We start from the raw sequence: 25,526 nt of genomic DNA, 5'->3' as shown, positions 1-25,526 counted from the left end.
TCAATTTGGGCTCGGTTTTCTTTCATTTTAGGATGGAGCGAGTCCTTGCCATTTTGACCCATACTGTACCGATGCTGCACCAATACCAACAAGCTCTCCAAATTCAAACCCAAGGAAAATCCTTCCACAAAATTACGGCCAAAATCGAGTCTTACGTCGCGGAATCGGGCATTAAAACGGGCCTTTGCGTCATTTTTGTGCGCCATACCTCTGCCTCGTTGATTATTCAAGAAAATGCTGACCCCGATGTGTTGCTGGACCTAGAAAACTTTATGGCAAAATTAGTGCCGGAAGATGGCCATGCTTATATTCATAGCGCTGAGGGGGCCGACGATATGCCGGCCCATATCCGTTCGGTACTCACGAAAACCGCTGAACAAATTCCGATCGCCAACGGTCATCTGGTGTTGGGCACCTGGCAAGGCATTTATCTCTGGGAACACCGCAGTTGTCGCCATACTCGGGAAATTGTGGTGCATATTTACGGCGAAAAATAAGCCTTGAGGGTGGCTAAATCCAGGTGGATTTTTGTATCGATGAGTTGCCCCCCTGACAAAAGGCGATCGCCACTGACCCAGGCTTGTTGCACAGTAAATTGGTACATTCTACGGGGCGAAATGCCAAGATAATCTTCTGCTTGACGGGGTGTGGGTCGTTGAGCGCGTTCGTCAAATTGTCTTAAAACTTGCCTTAGGGGTTCTAATTCGGTCAGTTCTGTGGCATTTCCGGCAAAAAAGGTGGCCTTAATGCGTGCGGCATCATATACCGTCACCATGGCCCGCCCTTGATTCTGAGATAAATTTTGGGAATGGTGGGCAGCGATCGCCGATGACCAGTAGAGGTTTAAATCTTGATCCCAAACAAATAGCAAAGGACTACTCCAGGGAAAGCCATCTGGGGAACAGGTGCTGAGGTGGCAATAAATTTGACTTTCTAATAAATCTTGGACAAGGGCGATCGCCTCAGGATCAGTGGCTTTAATGGTATTGACCCAACCGTTTTCGGCAGTGGGCATCTGGGAAGAACGCATTGAAATTGTACCTTCGCTAGAATTTGCCATGGAGCCATTTTAAGGAAAATTGATGGCGCAGCGATCGCCCCAAACACAACCCATTATGTCTATTGAAATTGACAAACCGATTATTTTTTTTGATGGAGAGTGTAATCTCTGCAATGGCTTTGTGGACTTGATGCTCAAGATTGACACAGCGCAAATCTTTCATCTTGCCCCCCTCCAGGGAGAAACCGCCCAGCGATATTTACCACCCCTCCCCAAAAGGCGCGAAGATTGGGCGATCGCCTATTTTGATGGCGCGAATATTTCCTACGGCTCCGATGCTTGTTTAGCCATTTGCCAAAGGCTTGGCGGCCCCTGGCAACTGTTCACCTTGGCCCGGCCTTTACCGCAAAATTTTCGGGATTGGCTCTACCGACTGGTGGCGACAAACCGTTACCGCTGGTTTGGCCAACGCACCTGCCGCACTCCGGATTTAACCAAGCCTTCCCCATTTCTGCCCTGAGGCTCCCAAAATCGATAAGATAGAGGGCGATTCATTTTCCATTTTCCAAACCCCAGATCAAGCCAACAACCATGCGCATTAAGGAAATCCTCACCACCGCCGTCATCAACAGCACCATCACCGCCGAGGGGTGGGTCAAAACGAAACGGGAGCTGAAGGGATTTTCTTTTATTGAACTGAGCGATGGCTCCACCATGAATGGGCTCCAGGTGATTATCGATGGCAACCTGGCCGACTATGAAGCCATAATCAAAAAGCTCAATACGGGCGCATCCGTCACCGCGACGGGGCTAGTGGTGGAATCTCCTGGCAAAGGGCAACGGATCGAACTCCAGGCCCAAGCAGTCACTGTGCACGGAGAAGCCGATCCCGAAACCTATCCCCTCCAGAAAAAACGCCACAGCTTTGAATTTTTGCGCACCATCGGCCACCTGCGAGGCAAGACCAACACCATGGGCGCGGTGATGCGGGTCCGTAATGCCTGTGCCACAGCCATCCATCAATTTTTCCAAGAACGGGGCTTCATCTGGGCCCACACGCCGGTTATTACCGCCAGCGATTGCGAAGGGGCAGGGGAAATGTTTGCGGTCACTAATTTCGACCTGGCTAACCCAAAACGCACAAAAGAGGGGGCGATTGATTACGCCGAAGACTTCTTTGGCCGGCCTGCCTATCTCACGGTCAGTGGTCAGCTCGAAGCGGAAGTGATGGCCATGGCCTTTAAAAATGTCTATACCTTTGGTCCCACCTTCCGGGCAGAAAATTCTAACACCTCGCGCCACCTGGCAGAATTTTGGATGGTGGAGCCGGAGATGGCCTTCTGCGACATTATCGGCGACCAAGATTTAGCCGAAGAATTTTTGCGCTATATCTTTAAATATGTGTTGGAAACTTGCCCAGAGGATATGGAATTTTTTAACCAGCGCATCGACAACTCCGTCCTCGCTACCGCCCAAAACATCATCGATAATGAGTTCGCCCGCATTACCTACACCGAGGCGATCGCCCTGTTAGAAAAAAGCAGTAAAACCTTTGAATTTCCGGTGGAATGGGGCATCGATCTCCAGTCAGAACACGAGCGCTATTTGGCAGAAGAGTTGTTTAAAAAGCCTCTGATTGTCACCAACTACCCGAAGGATATTAAAGCCTTCTACATGCGCCTCAACGATGACAACCAAACCGTGGCGGCGATGGATGTGTTGGCCCCAAAAATTGGTGAGATTATTGGCGGTTCCCAGCGGGAAGAACGGCTCGATGTGTTGGAACGGCGCATCCAAGAGATGGGCATTATCGCCGATGATCTATGGTGGTATCTCGATCTCCGGCGTTTCGGCACTGTGCCCCATGCTGGCTTTGGCCTCGGCTTTGAACGGTTGGTGCAGTTTATGACGGGGATGGGCAATATCCGCGATGTGATTCCTTTCCCCCGCACCCCTCTAAACGCTGAATTCTAACGTGCTGATGAGCCCCTAGAAATAGACATCCCTAGGGGCTCATCTTTTACTCAAATATGCAGTCTCAGCCAGAAATATAATTCAGTTAAAGCTGGACATCGATGACATTGGCTTGCTTTGATTGATTGTCTGGTTCTAGGCTAAATTGTTTAAGTATTCTTTGATTTTGAGCTTTAATTCTCGCGAAATAGGATATCGCAAAACTTCTCTTTCAATATCTGACTTGGTTTTTCCTTGTTTTCTTAATTCAATTACGACATTTTCAAAAAGTCTTTCAAATCCGTATTGGGCGATCCCTTTGGCGATTAGACTGAGTACACCCAGCATGGCGATTCCTCCCAGCATCCCAAATGGGCCGCCCAACATTGCCAAAGCACTGGTAATCGCCGCCGCCCCAGCCCAGCCAGAAATCGCCATTGCCACCAACAAAATTAGACCGGGGACGCCCAAGGCAGCGATTGTATCGACGATTTTGTCCATGATCTAAAACAAATGAAGATTTTGAGCTAATCGTAAATCATTTTCTTCTTCTGGATTAAAAAGAAATATGATCAACATCAGGTTACTTGCTCTTTTGGAACGATAAGCATCACGAAAGTTATGTTTTTCCTCAAATGGCAGTGTTCAATTCTCAATCACTTTCAAGATATCTTTTGCAAGTAGTTTGTTTTTAAACCAAATAATCGGATTCGGTAAATCATCAAATTTCACGCCAGCTTTTTGGAGATTGAGGCGTTCTGAAATGGCAATAATGAAATTGGGCTGTGCGGCGCGGCGAATCTGGGCAAATTTTTTCTGAAGATATTCCGGCCGCCAGTAACCGACAATTTCCAACAGATATTCTCGGCCATCGGGATGCACGAGACGAAAGTCGGGAATCATCACACTCCCTGGTAAAGGAATTAGCTCTACCTCCCGCTCTAACTGCCAGTCAGTTTTCAGCTTTTGCCAGCCTTTCACAAAAGATTCTTCGAGCATACTGTCATAGGGCTTGCCGGGGGGATAGTGGCTAACGAGATTACAACTGTCATCGAGGCAAAATTGTCCCTGGCGGATGGTGTTGCTGTAGGTGTCTTTGTATTGCAGGTGAGCCTCTAGTTGCCACCTGCTCACGTGGAGCAGGGCCGGCAGCATTTTGGCGATCGCCAAGCCATAGCGAGTACTAGCTTTAAACAAACTGCTTGGGCCGTCGATGGTGATCGTAAAGCCCGTGTCTGCATCTCCTTCGATGTAGGTCATCAGTTGAAAGAGCTTTAGATAACGAAATAGCAGCTTATATTCCCCTGGGTCATTGCGATGGGCATGGATGATCAGGTGACTGGCTTTGTAAAAAATCCCCTGCACTTGGGAGAGATTGTAGCGATCGATGAGGGCGGTTGGGGTGGGGGCTGTGAATTCGGTGAGGATGTGATTTTCGGGCAAATCGGCATAGAGACCGGCGGCGATCGCTTCTGGTGTAACGTTCTGGTCTAAGGCGGTGCTCAGCTCCGTGGCGATCGCCTCCAGAATTTCTAACCGTTGCTCGGGAATTGGCACATTGACAGCGGCCTGGGCGAAGACCTTTTCCCGCAACATTTGGGGCTCTAGGGGACTGATGATTTCAAAGGTGCTGAAGTGATTTTTGAGGAGGTGGGCCAAACCCCGTTGCACCTTAAAATCTGTGCTTTCACCTTCGATTTCCTGGAGTTCGCTCTGCAAAACCTTTTGGGGCTCTCCCTGGCAACGTTGAAAACAATCAATCAACAATTCTGCCAAGGCGATCGCCTGTTTATCGGGCTTCAAATATTTGGGAATTAGACTTTCCCCCTGGCGACGATGTATTAACAAATCTGAAGGCAGCATAAGAATCGTAAAATTTGTTACAGAACATGAGGATGTGCAATTCGTCCCCAAACCTAGCTTGATTAGCTTGGCTAGAAAAAATAGCCAAAAGTCTACCAAAACAGCCCTTTAGATTACCTTAAGCAATCCGTTATCGTAGAAGTAGCACCTCAATAACGCAAAACGCGCAATCTTTCTTGGGATGGAAAATTTATCGACCGTGGCTTGCACAACCTATCGTCCCCTCGAATGCCGTCCCGACAACTACCAAGGCTGGTACCAACAGGGACAACTCCGCTGGCGAGAGGGAAACATTAACGAAGCCCGCCTCTGCTATGAAAAGGCTTTGGAATATCATCCCCGTGATTATTGGTCTTGGTATCACCTAGCCCTCGCTTCCGAAAAGTTAGGAGATATTGACGAGGCGATCGCCGCCTACCAACGGGCCTGTTTGGTGTCACCCCAAAACTATTGGTCTTGGTATGACCAGGGTTGCTTATACATGGAAGCGTTAAAGCTCTATGCCCAGGCAATTTCCTGTTTTGAAAAAGCCCTCGCTGTCCAACCCGACGATTATTGGGCCACCTATCGCCAGGGGGAATGTTGGCGGCTCCTGGAGAATTACGCCCGGGCGATCGCCTGCTATGACCGTGCCTTAGATTTACGTCCCGGTGATTATTGGAGCTGGTCCCGCCGGGGAGATGCCCTCCGCACTTGGGGAAAGCCAGAGGCTGCCCTCACCAGCTATGACCGTGCCCTCGAAGCGAAACCCAGTGATTTTTGGGCTTGGTACCAACGGGGCCGCGTTCTCGAAAGTCTGAGGAATTATCCAGAGGCGATCGAATCCTTTGAGCAAGCCCTCGTGGATCTGCCAGAGGATGCCGAAACTTGGTACGCACAGGCCTATTGTTTTGCCCAGGTGGGCGATTACCAAGAAGCGTTTAACAGTCTGGAAGAAGCAATTCTCCTCGATCCAGAAATTTATTACCCCGAGGCCGAAACCGCCGTCTGTTTTGAACCCCTGCGCTCCTTGAAGGTGTGGGATAGATTGGCGCGGCTGTACGACAAATATCAGGCCTAGGTCATGGCACTGATTGCAGGGGTTGATGAAGTGGGCCGGGGCTGTCTGTTTGGGCCGGTGGTGGCGGCGGTGGTGGTCGTGGATAAGTCCCAGGAAAAAGCCTTGGCTGACCTGGGGGTCACCGACAGCAAAAAGCTCTCTGCCAAACGGCGGGAAAGTTTAGTGCCTCAGATTAAGCAGCTTGTGAGTGATTGGGCGATCGCCTCGGCGTCGGTGGCCGAAATCGATCAGTTCAATATTTTGCAAGCAACCTTCCTGGCCATGACCAGGGCCGTTGGGCAGTTGCAGCTGAAACCTGCGGAAATTTTCGTCGATGGTCGCCAAACCATTCCCAAGCTCGATTATCCCCAGCAGGCTATTATCCAAGGGGACAGCAAAATAAAGGCGATCGCGGCGGCGAGCATCCTTGCTAAGGTACACCGAGATCGAGAAATGATTGCCCTGGCTGAAATTTACCCGGCCTACGACCTCGCTCAAAATAAAGGTTACGGCACCCAAAAACACCGCCAGGCCATTTGGCAACATGGACTGACCCCCCACCATCGCCAAAGTTTTAAGATCCAGCCGCCGCCCCAGCAATTATCACTCTTGCTCCCCCAGGAATAAAGCCGATACAGTGGAAGGCTAAACCATTCCTTTGGTCTGCCCCATGAAGCTTGCCACCACCCTAGAGGCGATTCTTTACATCAAAGCCCAGCCCCTCAGCCTTGAAGATTTGGCCGAAACTGCCGGACAACCGCTGCATCTGGTAGCCGATGCCCTACTGGAGCTGATGGATGATTATGCCCACCGGGACAGTGCCCTCGAAGTAGTGGAAACCCCAGCGGGTTATAGCCTCCAACTACGGGAAAGTTGCCAAGCTCTGGTTACCAACCTCATCCCCACAGAACTCAGCGTCGGCGCCCAGAGAACCCTTGCGGCGATCGCCCTCAAATCGCCCATTCTGCAAACAGAACTGATTGAACTGCGGGGCAGCGGTGCTTACCAACACATCCAGGATCTACTAGCCCAGGGCTTTATTAAACGGCGGCGGCAACAGGAAGGCCGCTCCTATTGGTTAGAGGTGAGCGATAAATTCCACCAATATTTTGAGTTTGACGCCGCTGACCTAGATTCCTCTTCTGTGCCTGAAACCCCTTAGCCTCTCTCGAAAAGCCCGATTCACTGTGAAGAAATGTCACCTTGTCTGATACCCTACAGACAAACCCGTTTCTTCGTTTGCGATCGCCATGCGTATAGCTCTGTTTACCGAAACCTTCTTGCCGAAAGTCGATGGGATTGTCACCAGGCTGCGTCACACCGTCGATCACCTCCAACGCAGCGGCGATCAAGTGATGGTATTCTGCCCCGACGGTGGCCTACGGGAACATAAAGGCGCTGCGGTCTATGGCGTTAAAGGCAATCCCCTCCCCTGGTACCCTGAGCTAAAAATGGCCTTTCCGGGGCCGTCGGTGGGCAAAGCACTCGAAAGATTTCAACCGGATCTGGTCCACGTAGTGAACCCAGCGATCCTTGGCTTGGGGGGCATTTTCTTCGCGAAAAAACTGCATATTCCCTTGATGGCCTCCTACCATACCCATCTGCCCCAATATCTCCAACACTACGGCCTGGGCGCTCTAGAAGGGCTCCTCTGGGAACTCCTTAAGGCTGCCCATAACCAGGCAGAATTAAACCTCTGCACCTCTACAGCGATGGTGGAAGAGCTGCGGGCCCACGGTATTAAGCACCTCGATCTCTGGCAACGGGGCGTCGATACGGAGATGTTCCAGCCCAGTCTAAAGTCTGACAAAATGCGCGATCGCCTATCCCAGGGTCACCCGGAAGCGCCTTTGTTGCTCTATGTAGGCCGGGTTTCAGCCGAGAAACAAATCGACCAGATTAAACCTGTTCTTGAAGCGATCCCCGGATCCCGCTTGGCGATCGTCGGCGATGGTCCCTATCGCGCCGAACTAGAAGAGCATTTTGCTAGCACGAATACCCACTTCGTTGGCTATCTCCAAGGCTTAGAGCTGGCTTCCGCCTTTGCCTCCGCCGATGCCTTTGTCTTCCCCTCCCGCACCGAAACCCTTGGCTTGGTTCTCCTAGAAGCGATGGCCGCCGGTTGTCCGGTGGTGGCCGCTAATTCTGGTGGCATCCCGGATATTGTCACCGATGGGGAAAATGGTTTTATGTTCGACCCCCAAGATCCCGACGGGGCCGTAAAAGCGACCCAAAAGCTCCTCGCCATGGATGCAACCCAACGGGAAAGGTTACGGATTCAGGCCCGTCAGGAAGCAGAAAAATGGGGCTGGGCAGCGGCGACGGAACAACTACGGGGATATTATCGCCAGGTTTTGGCTAAAACCAGCACCCTCTCCACTGCGGCTTGATTAATTAAAGTGATTTAAACGGAATTTTCGGCAGATGGCGGCTGTCTTAGGCGAGATTTACCGCTACCCTAAAGGCAGTTAGCCATAAACATGCATTGCCTGGATCGTGATGGTCATAAATTTATTGATTCTTCTTCTGGGGGTGGCGATCGCCTTATTGCTGTTTCGCGTTGGGATCCCTCGCCTTAAGGGCTTTAAGCAGTTTACCCAACGTTTTGTTCCGGTTGTGGGGGCGCTGATGCTGATGCTGGGGATCAATTTGGCGATCGCCTACCATGCCCAACAACAGCTCCAACGCCAGGCTAGCCTAGAACCGGTCACCACTTTCCAGGCGCTCCAGGCCATTGATGCCGGACAACCTGTGGCGGTGGTGGCGGTAGCTAGTCCAGATAATCCAGTACGGGGCCGCAACAACGAGTATCTCGCCTATGTAGATGACAATGGCCTCTGGACGCCCCAAACGATTTTCTTTGATCTAGATGATACCCAGATCGCCATCGATGATGAGAGCTACGAGCCCCGCAACTGGCCCCTAGACAGAAATTTACGCTTTCTCAATCCCCGGCAACAGGTAGTCATCATCGGCCAAAAAGAAGTTATCGACGCTCCCGTGGGGCCACAGCCGCCAGCCGGAAACCATGGTGTTCAGAGCGAAATTATTTTTGCTGGTTCCCACCCGGCTTTTTTACAGGATCTAGAGCGGCGACTTTGGGGGCCGAGACTGCTGGTCGGTCTTAATGCCTTTGCTCTGGGGGCGATCGCCCTTTCAACGCTAGTCATGGCTTTCCGAGTGACGGGCCGTGAAATGCCTCAAGACTCCAAGGCAACCTCCAACTTGTAAATTCCTTCCCCTAGGGTTGACGCTTATCTCCCCAACTCTAGGGGGATAACCAGAGTATGCTGAAGAGTTTTGATAGAAGATCCTCTTGGATCAAACTTGCCTCTTGTGGACTAAACATTAACTTTTTTAACAAACTTGTTAAGGTCTATTGCGAGATTTTCTGAAACCTTGGCGATCGCCTGCAAGTCCCAAAGACTCCGTGATACCATGCCCAACGTATAGTTCACGAGACGAGGAGCAAAGCCTTGGTACTACGGGTCGCTGTTGTGGGAGGAGGGCCAGCTGGTTCTTCCGCCGCCGAAATCTTAGCCAAAGCCGGCATCGAAACCTACATTTTCGAGCGCAAACTAGATAATGCCAAACCCTGCGGTGGGGCGATTCCCCTCTGTATGGTTGACGAATTTGACTTACCCCCAGAGATCATCGATCGCCGGGTACGGAAGATGAAAATGATCTCCCCTTCCAACATTGAAGTGGATATCGGTCAAACCCTCAAAGATGGCGAATACATCGGCATGTGTCGCCGGGAAGTGATGGACAGCTTCATGCGTAACCGCGCCGCTGACCTTGGGGCAAACTTGATCAATGGCACCGTTTTCAAGCTCGACATTCCTAGCAACAATACGGATCCCTATGTTCTCCATTACTCCGACCACTCCAATGGCGAAGTAAAAGGGGAAATGAAAATCCTCAAAGTAGACCTCGTGATCGGTGCTGACGGGGCTAATTCTCGTATCGCCAAGGCCATTGACGCCGGTGATTATAACTATGCGATCGCCTTCCAAGAGCGCATTCGTCTGCCCCAAGACAAAATGGCCTACTACGAAGAGCTGGCAGAAATGTATGTGGGTGACGACGTTTCCCCCGACTTCTATGCCTGGGTCTTCCCCAAATATGACCACGTGGCCGTCGGTACTGGCACCATGAAGGTAAACCAAGCCCGTATCAAAGAACTCCAAGCCGGCATCCGCACCCGGGCCGCCAAGCGCCTTGAAGGGGGCGAAATCATTAAGGTAGAAGCCCACCCCATTCCCGAACATCCCAGACCCCGCCGGGTTGTCGGTCGGGTCGCCCTCGTCGGTGATGCGGCTGGTACTGTCACCAAGTCCTCCGGGGAAGGGATTTACTTCGCGGCGAAATCCGCGCGGATGTGTGCTGAAGTCATCGTCGAAGCCTCTAACAACGGCCAACGGGTTCCCACCGAAGCAGACCTCAAGCAATACCTCAAGCGTTGGGATAAGAAGTACGGTGCGACTTACCTCGTCCTCGACATTCTTCAGCGGGTGTTCTACCGCTCCGACGCTACTCGGGAAGCCTTTGTGGAAATGTGCGCTGACATCGACGTCCAGAAGCTCACTTTTGACAGCTACCTGTACAAAACCGTTGTTCCCGCTAATCCCCTCAAGCAGATGAAAATTACCGCGAAAACCATCGGTAGTCTGCTCCGAGGCAATGCCCTTGCGCCCTAGCTCTCAGCGTAAATATTCATTTAGACTCAATAATAAGAGTATCGGGGATCACGTTCGTGATCCTTTTTTTATTGTCTTAGCAAAAGTTGGTTAAAAAGCTTGTTTACCTTTCTTAAGCTAAGCTGATTTTTTATCAATTCCAGATAAAAGTTCTCTCAATTGCAAGATTCATTAAGTAAGGCAACAATTTTAAACACTTCTAAAACTACCTAATTGACCTTTTGATTGAATTATTGAAAATGTAAATAAAATGCATTTTTTCTTGCGTTCCTCATTGGAAATTTTTACTCTAGATGGCAAAGATTTTCTTTGTTACCATCGCATTGCCTTTGACTTTTTTCTGGGATGAATTACCGACAGCGCCTAACAATCACCTATGGACTAACTTTATTGTTGGTGGGGGCATTGGTAAGCTTTTTAGTGGGCCTCCAAGCCACGGAAAATAGCAAAGCAGCAGCGACGGGCTACCTCAGGGATATTAATCTCCAGTTTGCGACCCTACTGGATTTACGCATGTGGGCAAGGCGCAATGAGATGAGAACGTTAGCGGTGACGCCAGTGTTTGGCGATCGCCAGCGGGAAAATGAAGCCAGACGACTATTAGAGCAGACCCAGGATTTTTTACCGATGTTTACCTGGATGGGCTTTCTTGATCCAGAAGGTACGGTGGATATCGCCACTGGCCAAATCCTTGAAGGAGAATCTATCGCCCAGCGTCCTGTGTTTCAAGAAGGTCGCCAGGGAGAATTTATCGGCGATGTCCACGACGCGGTGTTATTGGCCAGTCAGTTTCCCCGCCTACCCAATGGAGAACCGATTCAATTTGTCGATATTGCGATTCCCGTCGTCACCGATAATGGCGAGTTTCAGGGGGTTTTAGCGGCCCACCTCAGTTGGGAATGGGCCCAGGATACCCGAGTCTCTCTCATGGCACCTTTAGCTGGGGATAATCAAAAAGAGCTATTTGTCGTGTCGGCCGATGGCAATAAATTGTTAGGGCCAGAAGAAATTGTGGATGGCTCGTCAATGGCCTTTTTACCCCTTGCTGACATTGAGTCGGGTGAATCCCGTGAAGTGACCCTCCAGTGGCCCGATGGCATCTATTACCTAACAGATATTCGCCGCACTGATGGCTACCAGGATTATTCCGGTTTGGGCTGGTTCACTGTGGCTCGACAACCGGAGGCGATCGCCTTGGCCCCAGCCCAACAGCTCATCCATAATATCTGGATTTATTCCCTGACCATAGGGGGAATCTCCATGGTCGGCATTTGGTATCTGTCCGGGTGGATTAGCCGGCCCCTACGGCGCTTGAGTTCCATCAGCCAAGCATTACAGTTGCGTCTCAATTCAGAATCAACCACCCCTGCTTCAGCGCACGTCAAAGACGAAATTGAGACTGTTAAGCAGGCCATTTACCGCCTCCATGAGGAAGGCAAACAAGAATATGCAGCCCGTCAATTAGCCGAAAAAGTTTCCCGAGCAGACCCCCTCACCGGCTTGGCAAATCGAGAAGGATTACGTCTACTACTGGCAGAATATCAAAGGGTATTGCCTCGGAAGCAAGTACTGGCTGTTTTAGCCCTCGATCTTGACGGTTTTAAACAGGTCAATGACCACTATGGCCATAGCGCCGGAGATGAGCTGCTCAAAGCCGTGGCTTACCGCTTACAGGCAGAACTGCGACCAAATCAAGCTGGAATTCGGCTTGGGGGCGATGAATTTTTGCTCTTGCTGCCCCTACCGGTTGATGAGGGAGAACATATTGCTGAAATCGTTGCCCACAGAATCCTTGAGGCGATCGCCCAGCCCTTCCATTTAGGAAATTGCACCGCGAACATTGGGACGAGCATCGGACTGGCCTTTTGGCCAACGGATGATGAAAAGCTTGAGATGGTTTTAGATTTAGCCGATCAAGCTCTCTACAAAGCGAAAAACACAGGAAAACGACGTTTAGTCCGCTGGCAATCACCATGAAATATCTCATCGTTATCACCACTGTTAATGATCACCAAGCGGCCCAAAAATTGGCGCAGGAAATTATGGCGCAGCGTTTAGCGGCTTGTATTCACATTGATAGCATCGAAAGCTTTTATTATTGGGAAGGAGCCCTGCAACAGGAACCAGAATTTCGCCTCTCCTGTAAAATCACGAACGAGCAATATGCGGCCTTGGAAGCTTTGATTAAAGCAAATCATCCCTACGAGCTGCCGGCAATCTATGCGATCGCCCTGGAACATGTAGAAGCAACTTACGGGGCATGGATTAGCACAAATCTTTTCCCAGAACCGCCCTAAATCTTGTGTAAGGTTAAGCTTTTGGCAGCGAGGAAAATAGCTGTGTTAGCATCTCCAAGTACTGTACTGGGTCAAGACCCTTGGGGAAAACAGTCCTACCCGTAAGAATTCCTCCCAGTCAGGCAATGGATCCTGTTAACGTTTGATAAAATTTTCTTTAACAACCATGGGGGAATTGCTTTAATTCTTTTATCGAATGCCCCCAGCCATGAGCTTGCAAGCCTATGTCTTTGTCGCGAATCATTAGTGGTGTAGTGGCGATCGCCCTCGCCTTAACCCTCATTGTTTTAGGGGGCTGGTACTTTACCTGCGGAATGGGCATTTTGGTGTTCCTTGGCCAGCAGGAATATTTCCGGATGGTTCGGGCAAAAGGATTAGCACCAGCAGTCAAAAGCACCTTGATTGTCTCTCAACTGCTCTTAGTTATTGCCACCCTCAACCCCGGCTTAGCCGACGCCCTCTTCCCCCTCGCCGGAACCTTCATTTGTTTCTATCTGTTGTTCCAGCCAAAAATGGCAACGATCGCCGATATGTCCACGTCGATTTTGGGCCTTTTCTATGGTGGTTATATGCCGAGTTACTGGGTGCGTTTGCGGATGGGTAGCCTTGCGGAAACCCAGGCCGTTAGTAACCTCCCATTTTATGGTTATCTGCCTGCCTCCTGGACAGAATGGTTTGATCTGCCCCACGCCCTCAAGCTTACTTTTGTGGTGATGGTCTGTATTTGGGCAGCAGACATCGGCGCATACTTTATGGGAAAATGGCTCGGCAAAACCAAACTCTCTGCCATTAGCCCTAAAAAAACAGTAGAAGGAGCGATTTTCGGTGCCCTAGGGACCATTGCCGTGGCGATCGCCGGCGCTTGGTATCTGGACTGGGCTTGGTGGCCACTCACCGGCACATTACTCGGCTTTTTAATCAGCGTCACAACCCTATTGGGAGACTTGACTGAGTCGATCATGAAGCGAGATGCAGGCTTTAAAGACTCCGGACAGTTGATTCCTGGTCATGGCGGCATTCTCGACCGCACAGATAGTTATGTGTTTACTGCCCCTGTGGTCTATTTATTCGTCACGATCTGCCTGCCGATATTCAGTCCCTAGGGGCAATTCCACGCATCGAAATTGAATCCTTTAAAAAGGATCTCTGAATTTTCATACCAGAGATCCTTTTTGCAGCGTCGTAAACAATTGAGAGAAATTTACTGTTCCTTAGAGGGTTATTAGCGATTCTGTTTCGGGGCGCTGGTAAGAAAATTCTTTGGGCAGTTCCCGTTGATACTTGATCATGTTGGCAAGCTCTTGGAGCTGACTAATCGCTTCGGCCCCTTCCAGCTTCATGAGCTCCCGCTCGTCACGCATCTCGGTCCAGGTGATGCCATAGTCGGAAACAAGAAAACGGATCAGATGATTTTCGCCTAGGCTTACCATGAAGGACGCACTGTTGAGTTCAGCGCCACAGGTATAGCAAGAAGCGAGATAACCACGGTTTTCGAGGGCGATCGCCAGGGCCTGTAGACTCATGACGAGGTCTTTGACGAAATCACGATGCTGTTGAGCCAGTCGAATAAACACCTTATTGTCTCCATAGTGACACGACTATTTTAAACCTTTTAATACTTTTTTAAGATTTAAATTTGCCAGGGGCAATACGCCAGATTGATACGCTACGGTTATCATACCCAAGTGCACCCCAAAGCCTATCTACACCGTTATCTGTAAGCAATATGACGTTAGAAAACTTAGAAATTGTATTTAACTTTACCAATATTTTTGTTTTGCCCTTTTGGGGATTGATGGTTCTGGCCCCCCGGTGGCAGGTCACCCAAAAAGTAATGGATTCCTTAGTTCCCTTTGCGGTTTTGGCGGTGGTTTATATCGCCTTATTTGCGCTCTCCCTCGACCCAGATCAAGCTGCCATTTGGTCAAATCCAACCCTTGGTGACCTAGCCGCCTTATTTTCTTTGCCTCCAGTGATGGCGACGGGGTGGACTCACTTCCTGGTGATGGATCTGTTTGTAGGCCGTTGGATTTATCAACAGGGGTTAGAAAGAAATATTTTCACACGCCATTCTTTGGCCCTCTGTCTCTTTGCTGGGCCAGCAGGACTTCTCTGTCACCTAATGACGACTTGGGGAACGGTAGCTTGGCAACGACAACAACAAACCCAAGGGGAAGGAAGTTAAGCCAGTGGTCGATTTTTGATGGCTAACCAGAAAGAGCAACAATTGGCGATCGCTCGTTGCTCACTGCTATTGCCTTGGCTGAATTTTTTCTGTTAGGGCAAGTTGAATCGTTGAACAAAAAATCTCTCCATCTCTAAGGTGGGGAATTGTCAACTTTCTTGGCAATTACGACGCCAACTAATTCTCCCTGTTTAGGGAATAGTCAACAGTGTTCAGAAATGGAATAAGTCTCTGAGTTTTTTGTCGATGGGGAAATTGCTTTTATTTCCTAGGTCTCAACCATAGCCTTTGTTTGGGGTATTGTGCCGCCACATTCTTGGAGGAGGGCATAGTCTAATTCACTAGGAACATTGATGGGTTGAAAGCCCTCGGGAATAAATTGTAAAACTGGGCGATCGCCACCATTCGCCAGATAACCTTGGGCGGTGTAATCCAGTTGATAGGCGTAAGCGACTTGCTCATAGGGATCAATCACTGCCAGGTCTAGCTTACCGTTGTGGATTTCACCCGAAAAACAAGCATACTCTGAATCCACCTGGTAGAAAGCGCCTTGGACGTGGTTATCAAAATCTACCTGGAGCACCATGTAATCCTGGCCCCACTGTTGGGCAATGGGAGAAGTTCCATAGACGAATATGGCGCTCTGCTGTTGGGCGATAAGTCTGATATTGAGCGAATCGGCAGAACTTTCGCGGGAGCTTATGTGGGGATGCTCGAGGGGAGCAGCGAAATTAGGGGTTGGGGCGATCGCCGTCAGACCTAGTCCTAACAAAAGGGCAGCAGGCCGAATGAAGAGATTTTTTGCGAATTTGCTTAAAGTTTGCCACATCATCTTGCGCTCCCTGATATCAATTATCAACTGCTAAAAACCCCTACGCCACCCCGAAAAAATTTTGATTACAGGTCGACAACTTTTTTCGTGGCTTGATATTTGATTTTCTTACACTTCACTGTAACGTGAGGCCAACCGTTGATGGAAGGATATCTCGGTCTTTCTTTTCATAAATTCATAAAGTAATTCTTGATCTCCAAAAAAGTCAGGGAGAAGTCAAAGAATGTAAATTTATGTTGGGTTTTTATGACGAACTTTTGCTGAAATTATGGCCTAGGGAGAGGCAGAAAGCGCGGCAATAAAAAGATTAATTTTGGAGGGCGCGGCGTATTTGTTGCATCAGTTGCTGAGCCGGGACTGCCCCTTCAATGCGAGAAACCAATTGGCCTTTGTTGTAGAGGACAAGGGTCGGGTAGGCATGGACGCCATGGTGGGATGCAAGGTTATGGTAACGATCGCCGTCAACCTTGACGATTTGAATTTCATTGGCCATTTGAGCACTAATTTCTTCGAGGGTTTTTCCCATAATTTGGCAAGGGCCGCACCAGGTGGCATAAAAATCGACAAGTACGGGCTTTTCGGCCTGCTCTAACATTGCTTCAAAGCTGGAAAATTGTTTTTTAATGGCCATTAGAAAACACCTCTAAACTGTGGTGGTTATAGGAATTGTTGCGCTCGTACAACCCTAACTTCTATGATAACCCAGTCATCAACATGCAAAGACTTTTGGAGAGATTAGGGAATGGAGCTTTTACCCGTAGCGCAGCAACGTTTGAAAGATCAAGTGGCCATTGTAACGGGGGCTTCCCGGGGGATTGGGAAAGCCACGGCGATCGCCCTGGCCAGTGAAGGGGCTAAGGTGGTGATTAACTATGCCCGCTCTAGTGGTGCTGCCGAGGCTCTAGTGGCCGAAATTCAAGCGGCGGGGGGAGAGGCGATCGCCCTCCAAGCCGATGTTTCCCAAGAAGATCAAGTGGCCGATCTCGTTGAAAAAACCTTGGCCCAGTGGGGACAGATCGATGTGCTTGTAAATAACGCCGGGATTACGAAAGATACCCTTTTGATGCGGATGAAGCTGGACGATTGGCAAGCGGTGATCGACCTCAACCTCACGGGGGTTTTTCTCTGTACCAAGGCGGTCACTAAGCCGATGATGAAAAAGCGCCGGGGCCGGATCATCAACATCACCTCCGTCGCGGGTTTGATGGGGAACCCAGGCCAAGCCAACTACAGCGCCGCCAAAGCTGGGGTGATCGGGTTTACAAAGACGATCGCCAAAGAGCTGGCTAGCCGCAATATTGTTGCCAATGCCGTTGCCCCCGGGTTTATCGCCACGGATATGACCGAGGGCCTCGCTGCTGATGAAATTCTCAAATACATTCCCCTGAGCCGCTATGGTCAGCCGGAAGAAATTGCAGGGATGGTGCGCTTCCTCGCCGCTGATCCCGCCGCCGCTTACATCACAGGCCAAACGTTCAATGTCGATGGGGGCATGGTGATGCACTAGGCGATCGCCCTAAAAATCAGTCTATTTTTTCTCAAAGACCGCCCAATGTTCATCGCCCTGGCGACTGGGAATTGAATTGTGGATCGGATCGAGGCTCAATATTTCAAAAGCCGGTGAAAATAGGTCGACTAATTCCTGGGGGGTACTACCAAAAGGTGGCCCCCCTTCTCTATTGTGAGTATAAAAAATGCCGTAGAGTTTACCGCCGGGCTTGAGGATACTCGCCGCAAGGGTCACGTAATCTGGTCGCTGCTCCGGGGCGATCGCACAAAAACACGTATGTTCAAACAGATAATCAAAATGACTTTTATGACTTTTTGGCAGATCGAAAATATTTTCTTCGAGTAAAGTAAGGGTAACCTCGTTCTTTTGGGCGAGATCCCTAGCGGCGGCGATCGCTGTGGGCGCAAAATCAACCCCCGTCACAGTCAATCCCTGGCGGGCTAAAAAAATCGCGTCATGGCCCTGGCCACACCCTAAAACCACAAGATCACCTTGGGAAGGAGCTTGTTCTCTGACCCAATAGTCCTGTAGAGGGGGCGCGGCTTGGCCTAAATCCCAACGATGTTGAGCTGTTTGGTATTTTTCTTCCCAAAAATCTACTTCCTTGACCATCCCCTCTTCCATTGTTCTGATGCCAGGTCCCTGACTAATGCGAAGTCACTGAATGTGTGACGCATTTATTTTTAGTATTACACTGATTTTCTGCCATTTCCCGCAGCGATCGCCAATGTCTCAACTTTGTCTTCTCTTCACTGCAGCTCCCCGATAGATATGCAATACAATCCCGCCCTCATCAAAGCCCTTGGCGATATTGTCTATGAACGTTGTTTAAAGACAGGGGCGATCATTTGGCACGGAGATTTCACTAAAGTTTTGGGCTATTCTGATGCAGAAATTGGCAACCATGGCCAGGATTGGCTCAAGCGACTCTACCCTGAAGATCAGCCGAAAGCCCTCGTCAGCCTTGAACGAGCCTACACCCAAGGAGAAGCCTACGACTTGGAATACCGCTTCCAACACCGTGATGGCTCTTACCTCTGGATCCAAGACCGGGGTGTCCCCAAGGAACCATTCCTGGACCAAGAAAATTTTTGGGTCGTGGGGGTGATGCGGGATATCAGCGATCGCAAACAGGTGGAACTGGATATGCATAATGCCCTGATGCGAGAAAAAGAGCTCAACCAGCTGAAAACCCGATTTATTGACATCGCCTCCCATGAATTTCGTACACCACTCACTTCGATTTTGGGCTTTACCGAACTTTTAGAGCAGTATTCGCACAAATTCGACCCGGAGGCCCAACGTCGCCACCTCCAACGCATTAAAGATGCAGCCCAGCGTCTCCAAGCCCTGGTAGATGATGTGCTTTCGGTCAGTCGTGTAGATGCAGGTCAGTTGATCTTTGATCCGGCCCCCGTTCACTTAGAGCCCCTCTGTCACGCAATCATTGAGGAGTTGCAGGTTGTTTTTGACCACACCCATCCCATTGTGCTGGACTTTGATCCGCAGCTCAAAGGCGATCGCCCCCTCCTCCCGATCCTCGATAGCAAGATCATCCGTCATATTCTCTCTAATCTGTTATCCAATGCCCTTAAATACTCGTTTCCCGGAGAGGCGATCGGTCTCATGATTAGTTGTCAAGACGAACAAATTACGATGATGATCACCGACCGGGGTATCGGCATCCCCCCAGCCGATCTACAACACCTTTTCGAGCCTTTTCATCGGGCCCAAAATGTCGGTAAAATTCCTGGGACTGGGCTTGGCCTACATATTGTGAAACGCTACATCGACTTACACAATGGTACGATCATGGTTGCAAGTGTAGTCAATTCGGGGAGCACTTTTCGTGTGAACATTCCCTGCGCCTTCGTCGGCAACGCCTAATCCCACTGCATTTCTATGGAAGCCCCTATTATGGTCGCCCCCTCCCCTACAATTTTGGTGGTTGAAGACGAAGATTCCATTCGGGAACTAATTGTCACCCTCCTCATTGCCGAAGATTACCAAGTCCTCGAAGCCGAAAATGGCCAGGTCGGTGTGGGGATCGCCATTGAAAACCGCCCGGATTTAATCATCTGTGACATTATGATGCCGGGGCTAGATGGCTATGGTGTCTTAGAAATTCTCCAGGCTGATCCAGAAACAGAGACAATTCCCTTCATTTTTTTGACCGCAAAAGGCACAAAGGAAAATATTCGCCAGGGGATGAACCTCGGTGCCGATGATTATCTCACGAAGCCTTTTACGACCCATGAGCTCCTAGATGCCATTAAAACCCGTTTGCGAAAACAACGGTCTTGGCAGGGACATTTTCAGCAGCAGGAAGGCGATCGCCAAGGAATTAACTACACCGTCACCCATGATCCCGTCACCCAGCTCCCCAATCAACTGGCCCTCCGCGATGACCTCAACCGCCTCCTGAGGCAATGGGATCCGCTCATCCAACAGAATGGGGATCCGCACGCTCAATGGCAATTGCCAATTTTTTATCTCAGCATTGACCGCTTTGAAAAAATCAACGAGTTATTTGGCTATCAATTTGGCAATATTGTTCTCAAACACATCGTGCGCCAACTGGTCATCACCGTACCAGAAGAAGCTTATCTTGCTTGTCTGAATTACACGGATTTTGTGTTGGTCTATCCCCCCGGTTGTGAGATCGCCGAAATTGACCTGAACCGAATGGCAGAACAGATTCTCACTGCTTTTGGGAGTCCTTTAGCGATTAATAACCAAAAGGTTTTGATCAGTTGGCACATTGGCATGTGTACCATGCCCTACCAAGAATATAACTTTGACAAATATCTCAACCAAGCAAAACAGGCGATGGAAGTGGCGCGTCAACGGGGTAACACCAACTATTATTCCTGTTTCCAAGAAGCCCAGGTCAAGGCCAATCACCAAAGTTTGCTCCTCGATGCCGCCCTCTATGAGGCCATCCAGCAGCATCAGTTGACCCTGTACTATCAGCCTAAGATTTGCGTCAAAACAGGTAAGATCGCCGGAGCAGAAGCGTTGATTCGCTGGTTCCATCCAGAATTAGGGATGATTTCCCCTGCTCAATTCATCCCCCTCGCGGAACAAAACGGCTTAATTGGGAGTATCGGTGAATGGGTTTTTCGGGCCGCCTGTCACCAAGCCCAGATCTGGAATACCCAAGGGATTCCCTGCCCTAAAATTGCCGTTAATCTTTCTGGACGGCAATTTTATCAAACGAATCTCGTTGACAATCTTCTGGATATTACCAAAACCTATGGTATTGACCCTGTACAGTTAGAGTTGGAGGTGACCGAAAGCACATTGATCTCAGATGTGGATCTGGCGATCGCCCACCTGCAAGTCCTAAAAAATCGTGGCTTTTCCATTGCGATCGACGACTTTGGCACCGGCTACTCTTCCCTGAGCTATCTCCAAAATTTCCCCTTCGACATCCTCAAAATAGACCGCTGTTTCGTCCAAAATGTTGACCGCAATATCACCAACTCCACCATCGTCAAGCACATCATTATGATGGCTAAGCAACTCAAGCTCACTACCGTTGCCGAAGGAGTTGAAACTATCGCTGAGCTCGAATTTCTCAAGGCCCAACATTGCGACGAAATTCAAGGGTTTTTATTTAGCCCTCCCATCCCTGTCAACACCTTCACCGCCATGCTCCAGACAGACCAGAATTTTTTTCAGCAACTGAAGCCCCACTAAGCAGTGACGACGGCGACCCCGGAGTACGATAGGATTAAGCCTATTCCAACCTTTTTCATATTCAGACTAACGATTTAGCAATGACTGCAGAGCCCAATCCCGCGATCGCCTTTTCCATGGATGACTTTGAGCATGCCCTAACCGAACACGACTATCACTTTGAACAGGGGCAAGTGGTGACAGGCAAAATTTTTGATCATCTATCCGATGGCGTCCTGGTGGATATTGGCGGAAAGTCTCCCGGGTTTGCCCCCACCCAGGAAGCGCTCCTCTCCGGCGAAACCGATACCCACACCGCTCTCCCCGTCGGTGAAAGCGTCGAATTTCTGATTATCCGTGGTCAAAATGCCGAAGGACAAGTCACCCTTTCCCGGCGGAAATTAGCCGAACAGCGAGTTTGGGCAGAACTGGCCCAAGCAGCCGAGGCAGGTGCTTCCGTGCAGATACGCATTACCGGCAGTAACCGTGGTGGCATCACCGGAGATGTCCGAGGGCTCCGGGGCTTTATCCCCAACTCCCACCTTGTGGACAAAAATATCGACAACCTCATGGGCCAACTCCTGACAGTCAACTTTCTCGAATTTGACCAAGAAAGACGCAAACTCGTGCTTTCCCAGCGCTACGCTGCCCAAGCAGAAATTATGCGCCGCCTCTCCATTGGCTCTCTGGTCAGTGGGAAAATCGCTAACATTAAACCCTACGGTGTATTTGTCGACCTCGATGGCACGACTGGCCTGCTCCACCGTAGTCAAATCAGCGAAAAATCTCTCGGACAATTAGAAGACTTTTTTACAATCGGCCAAGAGATCCGGGTTTTGATTGCAGACATCGAAGAAAGCAGCAACCGCATTTCCCTTTCTTTGCAAGCTCTTGAAAAGTTCCCCGGTGAAGTCATTGAAAAGTTTGAAGAACTCCAAGCTAATGCTGATGAGCGGGTTGAAGCTGCCCGGAAAAAGCTCAATATCACTGTCTAGACAATCAATAGAATGTGAGTTGAATTGATTGCGTGACCAATGATGCTGAGCGATAAAAGGTGGCCTAAGCACCACCTTTTTTTGTGCCAAAAACTTTACTCAAAATCTAATTCCCGCTGGAGGGAGCCAGATGCAATCAAGCTATCTTCGAGGTTCATGCGCTGTTCCATCTGTCCGAGAAAGTAGCCTGTCATCATGGCAGAAGCGAGGAGATTTGCTAAATTTTCGCGGTCTGTGGTGATACTCACCTGAAAATCATCTGGGGGTAAAACTCCAATCAGACCTCTGACATTATGAGCAATCAGATCTTTTATCTCCGAGCTTGCAGACTGAGCAACCCGCGCCAAGACATCTGGATTTTGCTGTTGCAAGTATTCCATCAAATTGTTGGCGGTCTGTTCGTTAACATCGGTGGGAAAAAAGTCAGAGTTGAAAATCATTCGCTAGCCCGAAAATGTTTACTTCTCGTTTCCCACTTTAGCTTTTATTTATCAGACTGTACATGTCGGTTTTCAGGGGTATCGACTGTAAAATAGGCGACAATAGCGTTTCGTAAAGCCTTGCTTTGATTTTTTGATGATGACTGCGAGTCCTTCTATTCCACCGGTTGATTTCCGCTCTAAGCTGGTCAATGGCATTTTAGCAATTCGACCGATCGCCACCTTTGCGAAAAACCGTGCCCGGGCGATGATGATCCAACGGGCTGAGAAGTTGGGGGTTCCCTGGCGACAAAATGTGGAAACCCTACAACGGCGAGATTGGCGAGGGGAGCTGGCTGCCGTCGAAAATCCGGCCCTGAGCTATCCGTCCTATTACCTCACGTCCTTCCATGCCTATGACGAGGGTAATTTAGGTTGGGAGCCTGCCTTAGAAGTTGAATCAGCCGCCTATTCTGTCCATTCGACTTTGTTCGGAGAACCGAATATCGAAGGGGATGCACTCCTGCGGGAAAGTTATCACCAAATTTTGAAATTTAATATTGACCTCAGCCCCCAGAAAATCTTGGATATTGGCTGTAGCGTAGGCATGAGTACAGAGGCGCTCAAAAAAACGTTCCCAGAAGCTGAGTTGACGGGGGTTGATTTATCACCCTATTTCTTGGCGGTGGCGAAATATCGCACGGCGGCTCAAGGCGAAAATTTCACCTGGTGCCACGCCCCTGGGGAAGATACCCAACTGCCTGCTCAGTCCTTTGATTTGGTGTCCTGTTCGTTAATTTTCCATGAGCTGCCCCAGACGGCGGCGATCGCCCTTTTTCAGGAAGCAAAACGCTTACTCAAGCCCGGTGGTTATTTTGCGATGATGGACATGAACCCCCAGGCGGAAGTTTATAAAAAGATGCCCCCCTATATCTTGACGCTGCTGAAGAGTACGGAGCCCTATTTAGATCAATATTTCAGCCTGGATGTGGCCACAGAATTGCAATGGGCCGGGTTTGAAGCGCCCTTTATCCAGGAAAATACCCCCCGTCACCGCACAGTGATCGCCAAGGTGCAGGCCTAAACCATGACAGAGCGAGTCGTGATCCTGGGGGCCGGGGTTGTGGGGGCGGCGATCGCCTACGAACTGAGCCGCTTAAAAAAGTTTGAAATTACGATTCTCGATACGGGATCACCGGCAGAGGGCTCGACGGGGGCCGCCCTGGGGGTGCTGATGGGGATCATTAGTCGCAAAACCAAGGGCCGGGCCTGGACCTTGCGCCGCCGTAGTATGGAACGTTTCCCAGAGCTCCTGGCGGAATTAGCTGCTGCGGGTCAGCCTGTGCCCCACAATCCCCACGGCATTTTAAAGCTGATCCGAGAACCTGAGGAGCTGGAAAAAGGCGATCGCCTCCGGGAAATTCGTCAGGCATCCGGCTGGGAATTGGCCGTCTGGGATCAAGGCACAATTCAGCAACAGTGCCCCCAGGTGCAAGCAGAGAATATCGCTGGTGGCATTTTTTCTCCCCAGGATTTCCAGGTGCAGCCTGTGCCGTTGACCAAAGCCCTCCTTGCTGTGGCCCAACAAAATGGAGTGCGCTGTCAGTTTGGCGTTGCCCAACCGATGCTCCAATGCCAGGGGCAGCGTTGCCAGCAGGTCGTGACAGAGCAAGCGGCCTACCCATGTGATTGGCTCATTGTCTCAGCAGGGTTGGGTTCTCTAGAAATTACAAAATCGCTGACGGAAACCCTTTCCTTGGGGCCAGTGCTAGGACAGGCCTTTCAGTTGCGCGTCTCCCTTGACTTAGAAATACCCCAGACTTTTCAGCCCGTGGTTAGCTTTGAAGATGTCCATGTCGTTCCCCTCGGCCAGGGGGAATATTGGGTCGGGGCAACGGTGGAATTTCCCGATGATACCGGTGAAATTTCCTCCGATGAAGATCTCGCTCAGGCGGTATTACGGAAGGCGATCGCCTTCTACCCAGTATTGAAAAAAGCCGAAATTGTCCGTCACTGGTCTGGTAAACGGCCCCGCCCCAACGGTCAAGGGGCACCAGTTCTCAAGGGTTTAGCCGGTTACGAAAATATTCTCTTGGCCACGGGCCATTACCGCAATGGTGTTTTGTTGGCCCCTGCAACGGCATTAACGATCTGCGATTGGCTCCTGGCCCCGGAAGCGATCGCCTTTTAACCAAGCCCTTGTGCCAAAGAAGCCGCAACTATAGCTAGCCACCGCTGCCGCTGAGCGGAGTGCCTGGGGAAAGTCCTGTTGCAGAATGTAATGGCAAAAAGCCCCATGGAAAATATCCCCAGCCCCGAGGGTATCCACCACATTTGTTGTGGGAACTTCAATCTGGCCTGTGCGCTCCCCCTGCCACCAGAGAATGGGTTTTTCACCTCGGGTAATGGCGATCGCCTGGGGCTTAAATGCCTGTAAATATTGGACGACCTGAGTTGAATTTACACAGCCGGGAGGATAAAAATTCGCTGAACAAATCACATAATCTGCATGGCACAGCACCGTTTCAAACCCAGATTTCCAACTGCCGCCATCCACCACCACCGAAATCTTTTGGGCCTGGACGAGTCGGGCGATCGCCGCCGACAGAGACATTTGGTGACCATCAATTAACACGATATCGATCCCCATCAAAAAGTCGACTAAATTGTCTGGAATCGGCAACACTGCCCCCTGGGCATTGCGGGAAATCACCGCCCGTTCCCCCGTCGCCGCCGTCACCAAAATAGACGATAGTGGTGGTCTCAACTGATCTTGATCCCCGGCCACAATTTCGACCCCCCAGGCCTGGATTTCTTCCCGGAGGAGGTGACTTAAGGCATCCCTGCCCAGAGCCCCCCAAAGTTTACCCTGGGAGCCTAAACCCTGGAAGGCGATCGCCCCATTGGTCGCTGGGCCGCCTGCGGCAAAACAATCTGTGGTGGCAACAATTTTTTCATTAGTCTGGGGCACGCGGGTAACGCGATAGATGAGATCTCCCGTGATCAGCCCAACAAATAATCCCCGTGCGGACATCCACCCTTAACCCTATAA

Annotated in this window: 28 protein-coding genes; 19 read left to right on the top strand and 9 right to left on the bottom strand. The window is 50.2% G+C overall.

From position 1 onward, the window contains the following. The first annotated feature begins 74 nt into the window (after nt 1-74). Nucleotides 75-497, top strand: a complete 423-nt coding sequence (locus tag ACZ45B_RS01865) for a secondary thiamine-phosphate synthase enzyme YjbQ (protein WP_024544764.1) — start codon at nt 75-77, stop codon at nt 495-497. Here the strand turns inward: ACZ45B_RS01865 and ACZ45B_RS01860 are convergent. After that, nucleotides 482-1,060, bottom strand: coding sequence for a pyridoxamine 5'-phosphate oxidase family protein (locus tag ACZ45B_RS01860; RefSeq protein WP_236612375.1), 579 nt, complete (start codon nt 1,058-1,060; stop codon nt 482-484). The genes ACZ45B_RS01865 and ACZ45B_RS01860 overlap by 16 nt on opposite strands. A 55-nt stretch (nt 1,061-1,115) precedes the next feature. Between ACZ45B_RS01860 and ACZ45B_RS01855 the strand changes: the two genes are divergently transcribed. Then, on the top strand, nt 1,116-1,520 hold the full coding sequence (locus ACZ45B_RS01855) for a thiol-disulfide oxidoreductase DCC family protein (protein WP_024544762.1): 405 nt from the start codon (nt 1,116-1,118) through the stop codon (nt 1,518-1,520). Between the two features lie 71 nt (nt 1,521-1,591). Further along, nucleotides 1,592-2,974, top strand: a complete 1,383-nt coding sequence (gene asnS / locus ACZ45B_RS01850) for an asparagine--tRNA ligase (protein ID WP_024544761.1) — start codon at nt 1,592-1,594, stop codon at nt 2,972-2,974. A 135-nt stretch (nt 2,975-3,109) separates the two neighbouring features. Here the strand turns inward: asnS and ACZ45B_RS01845 are convergent, their stop codons facing one another. Together ACZ45B_RS01845 and ACZ45B_RS01840 are read right to left on the bottom strand one after the other, a co-directional pair. Further along, entirely contained in the window at nt 3,110-3,454 is a 345-nt protein-coding gene (locus tag ACZ45B_RS01845) for a hypothetical protein (protein ID WP_024544760.1), read from the bottom strand. Nucleotides 3,455-3,598: 144 nt separating this feature from the next. Beyond that, nucleotides 3,599-4,816, bottom strand: coding sequence for a DUF790 family protein (locus ACZ45B_RS01840; protein ID WP_024544759.1), 1,218 nt, complete (start codon nt 4,814-4,816; stop codon nt 3,599-3,601). A gap of 181 nt (nt 4,817-4,997) precedes the next feature. Here ACZ45B_RS01840 and ACZ45B_RS01835 point away from each other — a divergent pair, with 181 nt between their 5' ends. The 9 genes from ACZ45B_RS01835 (at nt 4,998) to ACZ45B_RS01795 (ending at nt 13,955) form a co-directional block, all read left to right on the top strand. After that, the gene (locus tag ACZ45B_RS01835) at nt 4,998-5,876 is read left to right on the top strand and encodes a tetratricopeptide repeat protein (RefSeq protein WP_024544758.1); all 879 of its coding nucleotides are present in this window, start codon (nt 4,998-5,000) and stop codon (nt 5,874-5,876) included. A gap of 3 nt (nt 5,877-5,879) precedes the next feature. Further along, nucleotides 5,880-6,482 (top strand): ribonuclease HII, encoded by a 603-nt coding sequence (locus tag ACZ45B_RS01830; RefSeq protein WP_024544757.1) that lies wholly within the window; start codon nt 5,880-5,882, stop codon nt 6,480-6,482. A gap of 43 nt (nt 6,483-6,525) precedes the next feature. Further along, on the top strand, nt 6,526-7,017 hold the full coding sequence (gene scpB, locus ACZ45B_RS01825; protein ID WP_024544756.1) for an SMC-Scp complex subunit ScpB: 492 nt from the start codon (nt 6,526-6,528) through the stop codon (nt 7,015-7,017). A gap of 88 nt (nt 7,018-7,105) precedes the next feature. Then, on the top strand, nt 7,106-8,245 hold the full coding sequence (locus ACZ45B_RS01820) for a glycosyltransferase (RefSeq protein WP_024544755.1): 1,140 nt from the start codon (nt 7,106-7,108) through the stop codon (nt 8,243-8,245). 109 nt (nt 8,246-8,354) lie between these two features. Continuing rightward, nucleotides 8,355-9,086: a hypothetical protein gene (locus ACZ45B_RS01815; protein ID WP_024544754.1), complete on the top strand. Its 732-nt coding sequence runs from the start codon at nt 8,355-8,357 to the stop codon at nt 9,084-9,086. Between the two features lie 245 nt (nt 9,087-9,331). Further along, nucleotides 9,332-10,555 (top strand): geranylgeranyl reductase, encoded by a 1,224-nt coding sequence (gene chlP / locus ACZ45B_RS01810; protein WP_024544753.1) that lies wholly within the window; start codon nt 9,332-9,334, stop codon nt 10,553-10,555. 345 nt (nt 10,556-10,900) lie between these two features. Next, complete coding sequence (locus ACZ45B_RS01805) at nt 10,901-12,532, top strand: sensor domain-containing diguanylate cyclase (RefSeq protein ID WP_024544752.1); 1,632 nt, start codon at nt 10,901-10,903, stop codon at nt 12,530-12,532. Further along, nucleotides 12,529-12,852 (top strand): divalent-cation tolerance protein CutA, encoded by a 324-nt coding sequence (gene cutA / locus ACZ45B_RS01800; RefSeq protein ID WP_024544751.1) that lies wholly within the window; start codon nt 12,529-12,531, stop codon nt 12,850-12,852. The genes ACZ45B_RS01805 and cutA overlap by 4 nt, the downstream gene beginning before the upstream one ends. A 224-nt stretch (nt 12,853-13,076) precedes the next feature. Further along, the gene (locus ACZ45B_RS01795; protein WP_024544750.1) at nt 13,077-13,955 is read left to right on the top strand and encodes a phosphatidate cytidylyltransferase; all 879 of its coding nucleotides are present in this window, start codon (nt 13,077-13,079) and stop codon (nt 13,953-13,955) included. A gap of 108 nt (nt 13,956-14,063) precedes the next feature. On the opposite strand, the gene ACZ45B_RS01790 is transcribed toward ACZ45B_RS01795, so the two are convergent. Continuing rightward, on the bottom strand, nt 14,064-14,426 hold the full coding sequence (locus ACZ45B_RS01790; protein ID WP_024544749.1) for a DUF1815 family protein: 363 nt from the start codon (nt 14,424-14,426) through the stop codon (nt 14,064-14,066). Between the two features lie 152 nt (nt 14,427-14,578). On the opposite strand from ACZ45B_RS01790, the gene ACZ45B_RS01785 reads away from it, so the two are divergent. After that, nucleotides 14,579-15,037 (top strand): ABA4-like family protein, encoded by a 459-nt coding sequence (locus tag ACZ45B_RS01785; protein WP_096416162.1) that lies wholly within the window; start codon nt 14,579-14,581, stop codon nt 15,035-15,037. A gap of 268 nt (nt 15,038-15,305) precedes the next feature. Here the strand turns inward: ACZ45B_RS01785 and ACZ45B_RS01780 are convergent, their stop codons facing one another. After that, nucleotides 15,306-15,869: a hypothetical protein gene (locus ACZ45B_RS01780; RefSeq protein WP_024544748.1), complete on the bottom strand. Its 564-nt coding sequence runs from the start codon at nt 15,867-15,869 to the stop codon at nt 15,306-15,308. Between the two features lie 307 nt (nt 15,870-16,176). After that, nucleotides 16,177-16,500, bottom strand: coding sequence for a thioredoxin (gene trxA / locus ACZ45B_RS01775; RefSeq protein WP_024544747.1), 324 nt, complete (start codon nt 16,498-16,500; stop codon nt 16,177-16,179). A gap of 111 nt (nt 16,501-16,611) precedes the next feature. On the opposite strand from trxA, the gene fabG reads away from it, so the two are divergent. Continuing rightward, nucleotides 16,612-17,376, top strand: a complete 765-nt coding sequence (fabG, locus tag ACZ45B_RS01770) for a 3-oxoacyl-[acyl-carrier-protein] reductase (RefSeq protein ID WP_024544746.1) — start codon at nt 16,612-16,614, stop codon at nt 17,374-17,376. Nucleotides 17,377-17,397: 21 nt separating this feature from the next. Here fabG and ACZ45B_RS01765 read toward each other — a convergent pair whose 3' ends face one another. Beyond that, the gene (locus ACZ45B_RS01765) at nt 17,398-17,991 is read right to left on the bottom strand and encodes a methyltransferase domain-containing protein (RefSeq protein WP_096416155.1); all 594 of its coding nucleotides are present in this window, start codon (nt 17,989-17,991) and stop codon (nt 17,398-17,400) included. Nucleotides 17,992-18,150: 159 nt separating this feature from the next. Here ACZ45B_RS01765 and ACZ45B_RS01760 point away from each other — a divergent pair, with 159 nt between their 5' ends. From ACZ45B_RS01760 to ACZ45B_RS01750, 3 genes are all read left to right on the top strand, one after another. Next, the gene (locus tag ACZ45B_RS01760; RefSeq protein ID WP_024544744.1) at nt 18,151-19,266 is read left to right on the top strand and encodes a PAS domain-containing sensor histidine kinase; all 1,116 of its coding nucleotides are present in this window, start codon (nt 18,151-18,153) and stop codon (nt 19,264-19,266) included. Nucleotides 19,267-19,281: 15 nt separating this feature from the next. Beyond that, a complete protein-coding gene (locus tag ACZ45B_RS01755; protein WP_024544743.1) occupies nt 19,282-21,081 on the top strand; it encodes a putative bifunctional diguanylate cyclase/phosphodiesterase in 1,800 nt (599 codons plus the stop codon). Between the two features lie 80 nt (nt 21,082-21,161). Further along, nucleotides 21,162-22,055, top strand: a complete 894-nt coding sequence (locus tag ACZ45B_RS01750; protein WP_024544742.1) for a S1 RNA-binding domain-containing protein — start codon at nt 21,162-21,164, stop codon at nt 22,053-22,055. A gap of 95 nt (nt 22,056-22,150) precedes the next feature. Here the strand turns inward: ACZ45B_RS01750 and ACZ45B_RS01745 are convergent, their stop codons facing one another. Continuing rightward, nucleotides 22,151-22,495: a DUF760 domain-containing protein gene (locus tag ACZ45B_RS01745; RefSeq protein ID WP_024544741.1), complete on the bottom strand. Its 345-nt coding sequence runs from the start codon at nt 22,493-22,495 to the stop codon at nt 22,151-22,153. A gap of 139 nt (nt 22,496-22,634) precedes the next feature. Between ACZ45B_RS01745 and ACZ45B_RS01740 the strand changes: the two genes are divergently transcribed. Further along, the gene (locus ACZ45B_RS01740; protein ID WP_024544740.1) at nt 22,635-23,558 is read left to right on the top strand and encodes a class I SAM-dependent methyltransferase; all 924 of its coding nucleotides are present in this window, start codon (nt 22,635-22,637) and stop codon (nt 23,556-23,558) included. A gap of 3 nt (nt 23,559-23,561) precedes the next feature. Then, nucleotides 23,562-24,665 (top strand): NAD(P)/FAD-dependent oxidoreductase, encoded by a 1,104-nt coding sequence (locus ACZ45B_RS01735; protein ID WP_024544739.1) that lies wholly within the window; start codon nt 23,562-23,564, stop codon nt 24,663-24,665. Here the strand turns inward: ACZ45B_RS01735 and ACZ45B_RS01730 are convergent. After that, nucleotides 24,618-25,508, bottom strand: coding sequence for a PfkB family carbohydrate kinase (locus ACZ45B_RS01730; RefSeq protein ID WP_024544738.1), 891 nt, complete (start codon nt 25,506-25,508; stop codon nt 24,618-24,620). The genes ACZ45B_RS01735 and ACZ45B_RS01730 overlap by 48 nt on opposite strands. Nucleotides 25,509-25,526 lie beyond the last annotated feature (18 nt).

The organism is Picosynechococcus sp. NKBG15041c, assembly GCF_055380235.1.
The sequence above is the reverse complement of the archived record's forward strand: the minus strand, read 5'-3'. Positions and strand labels throughout refer to the sequence as shown.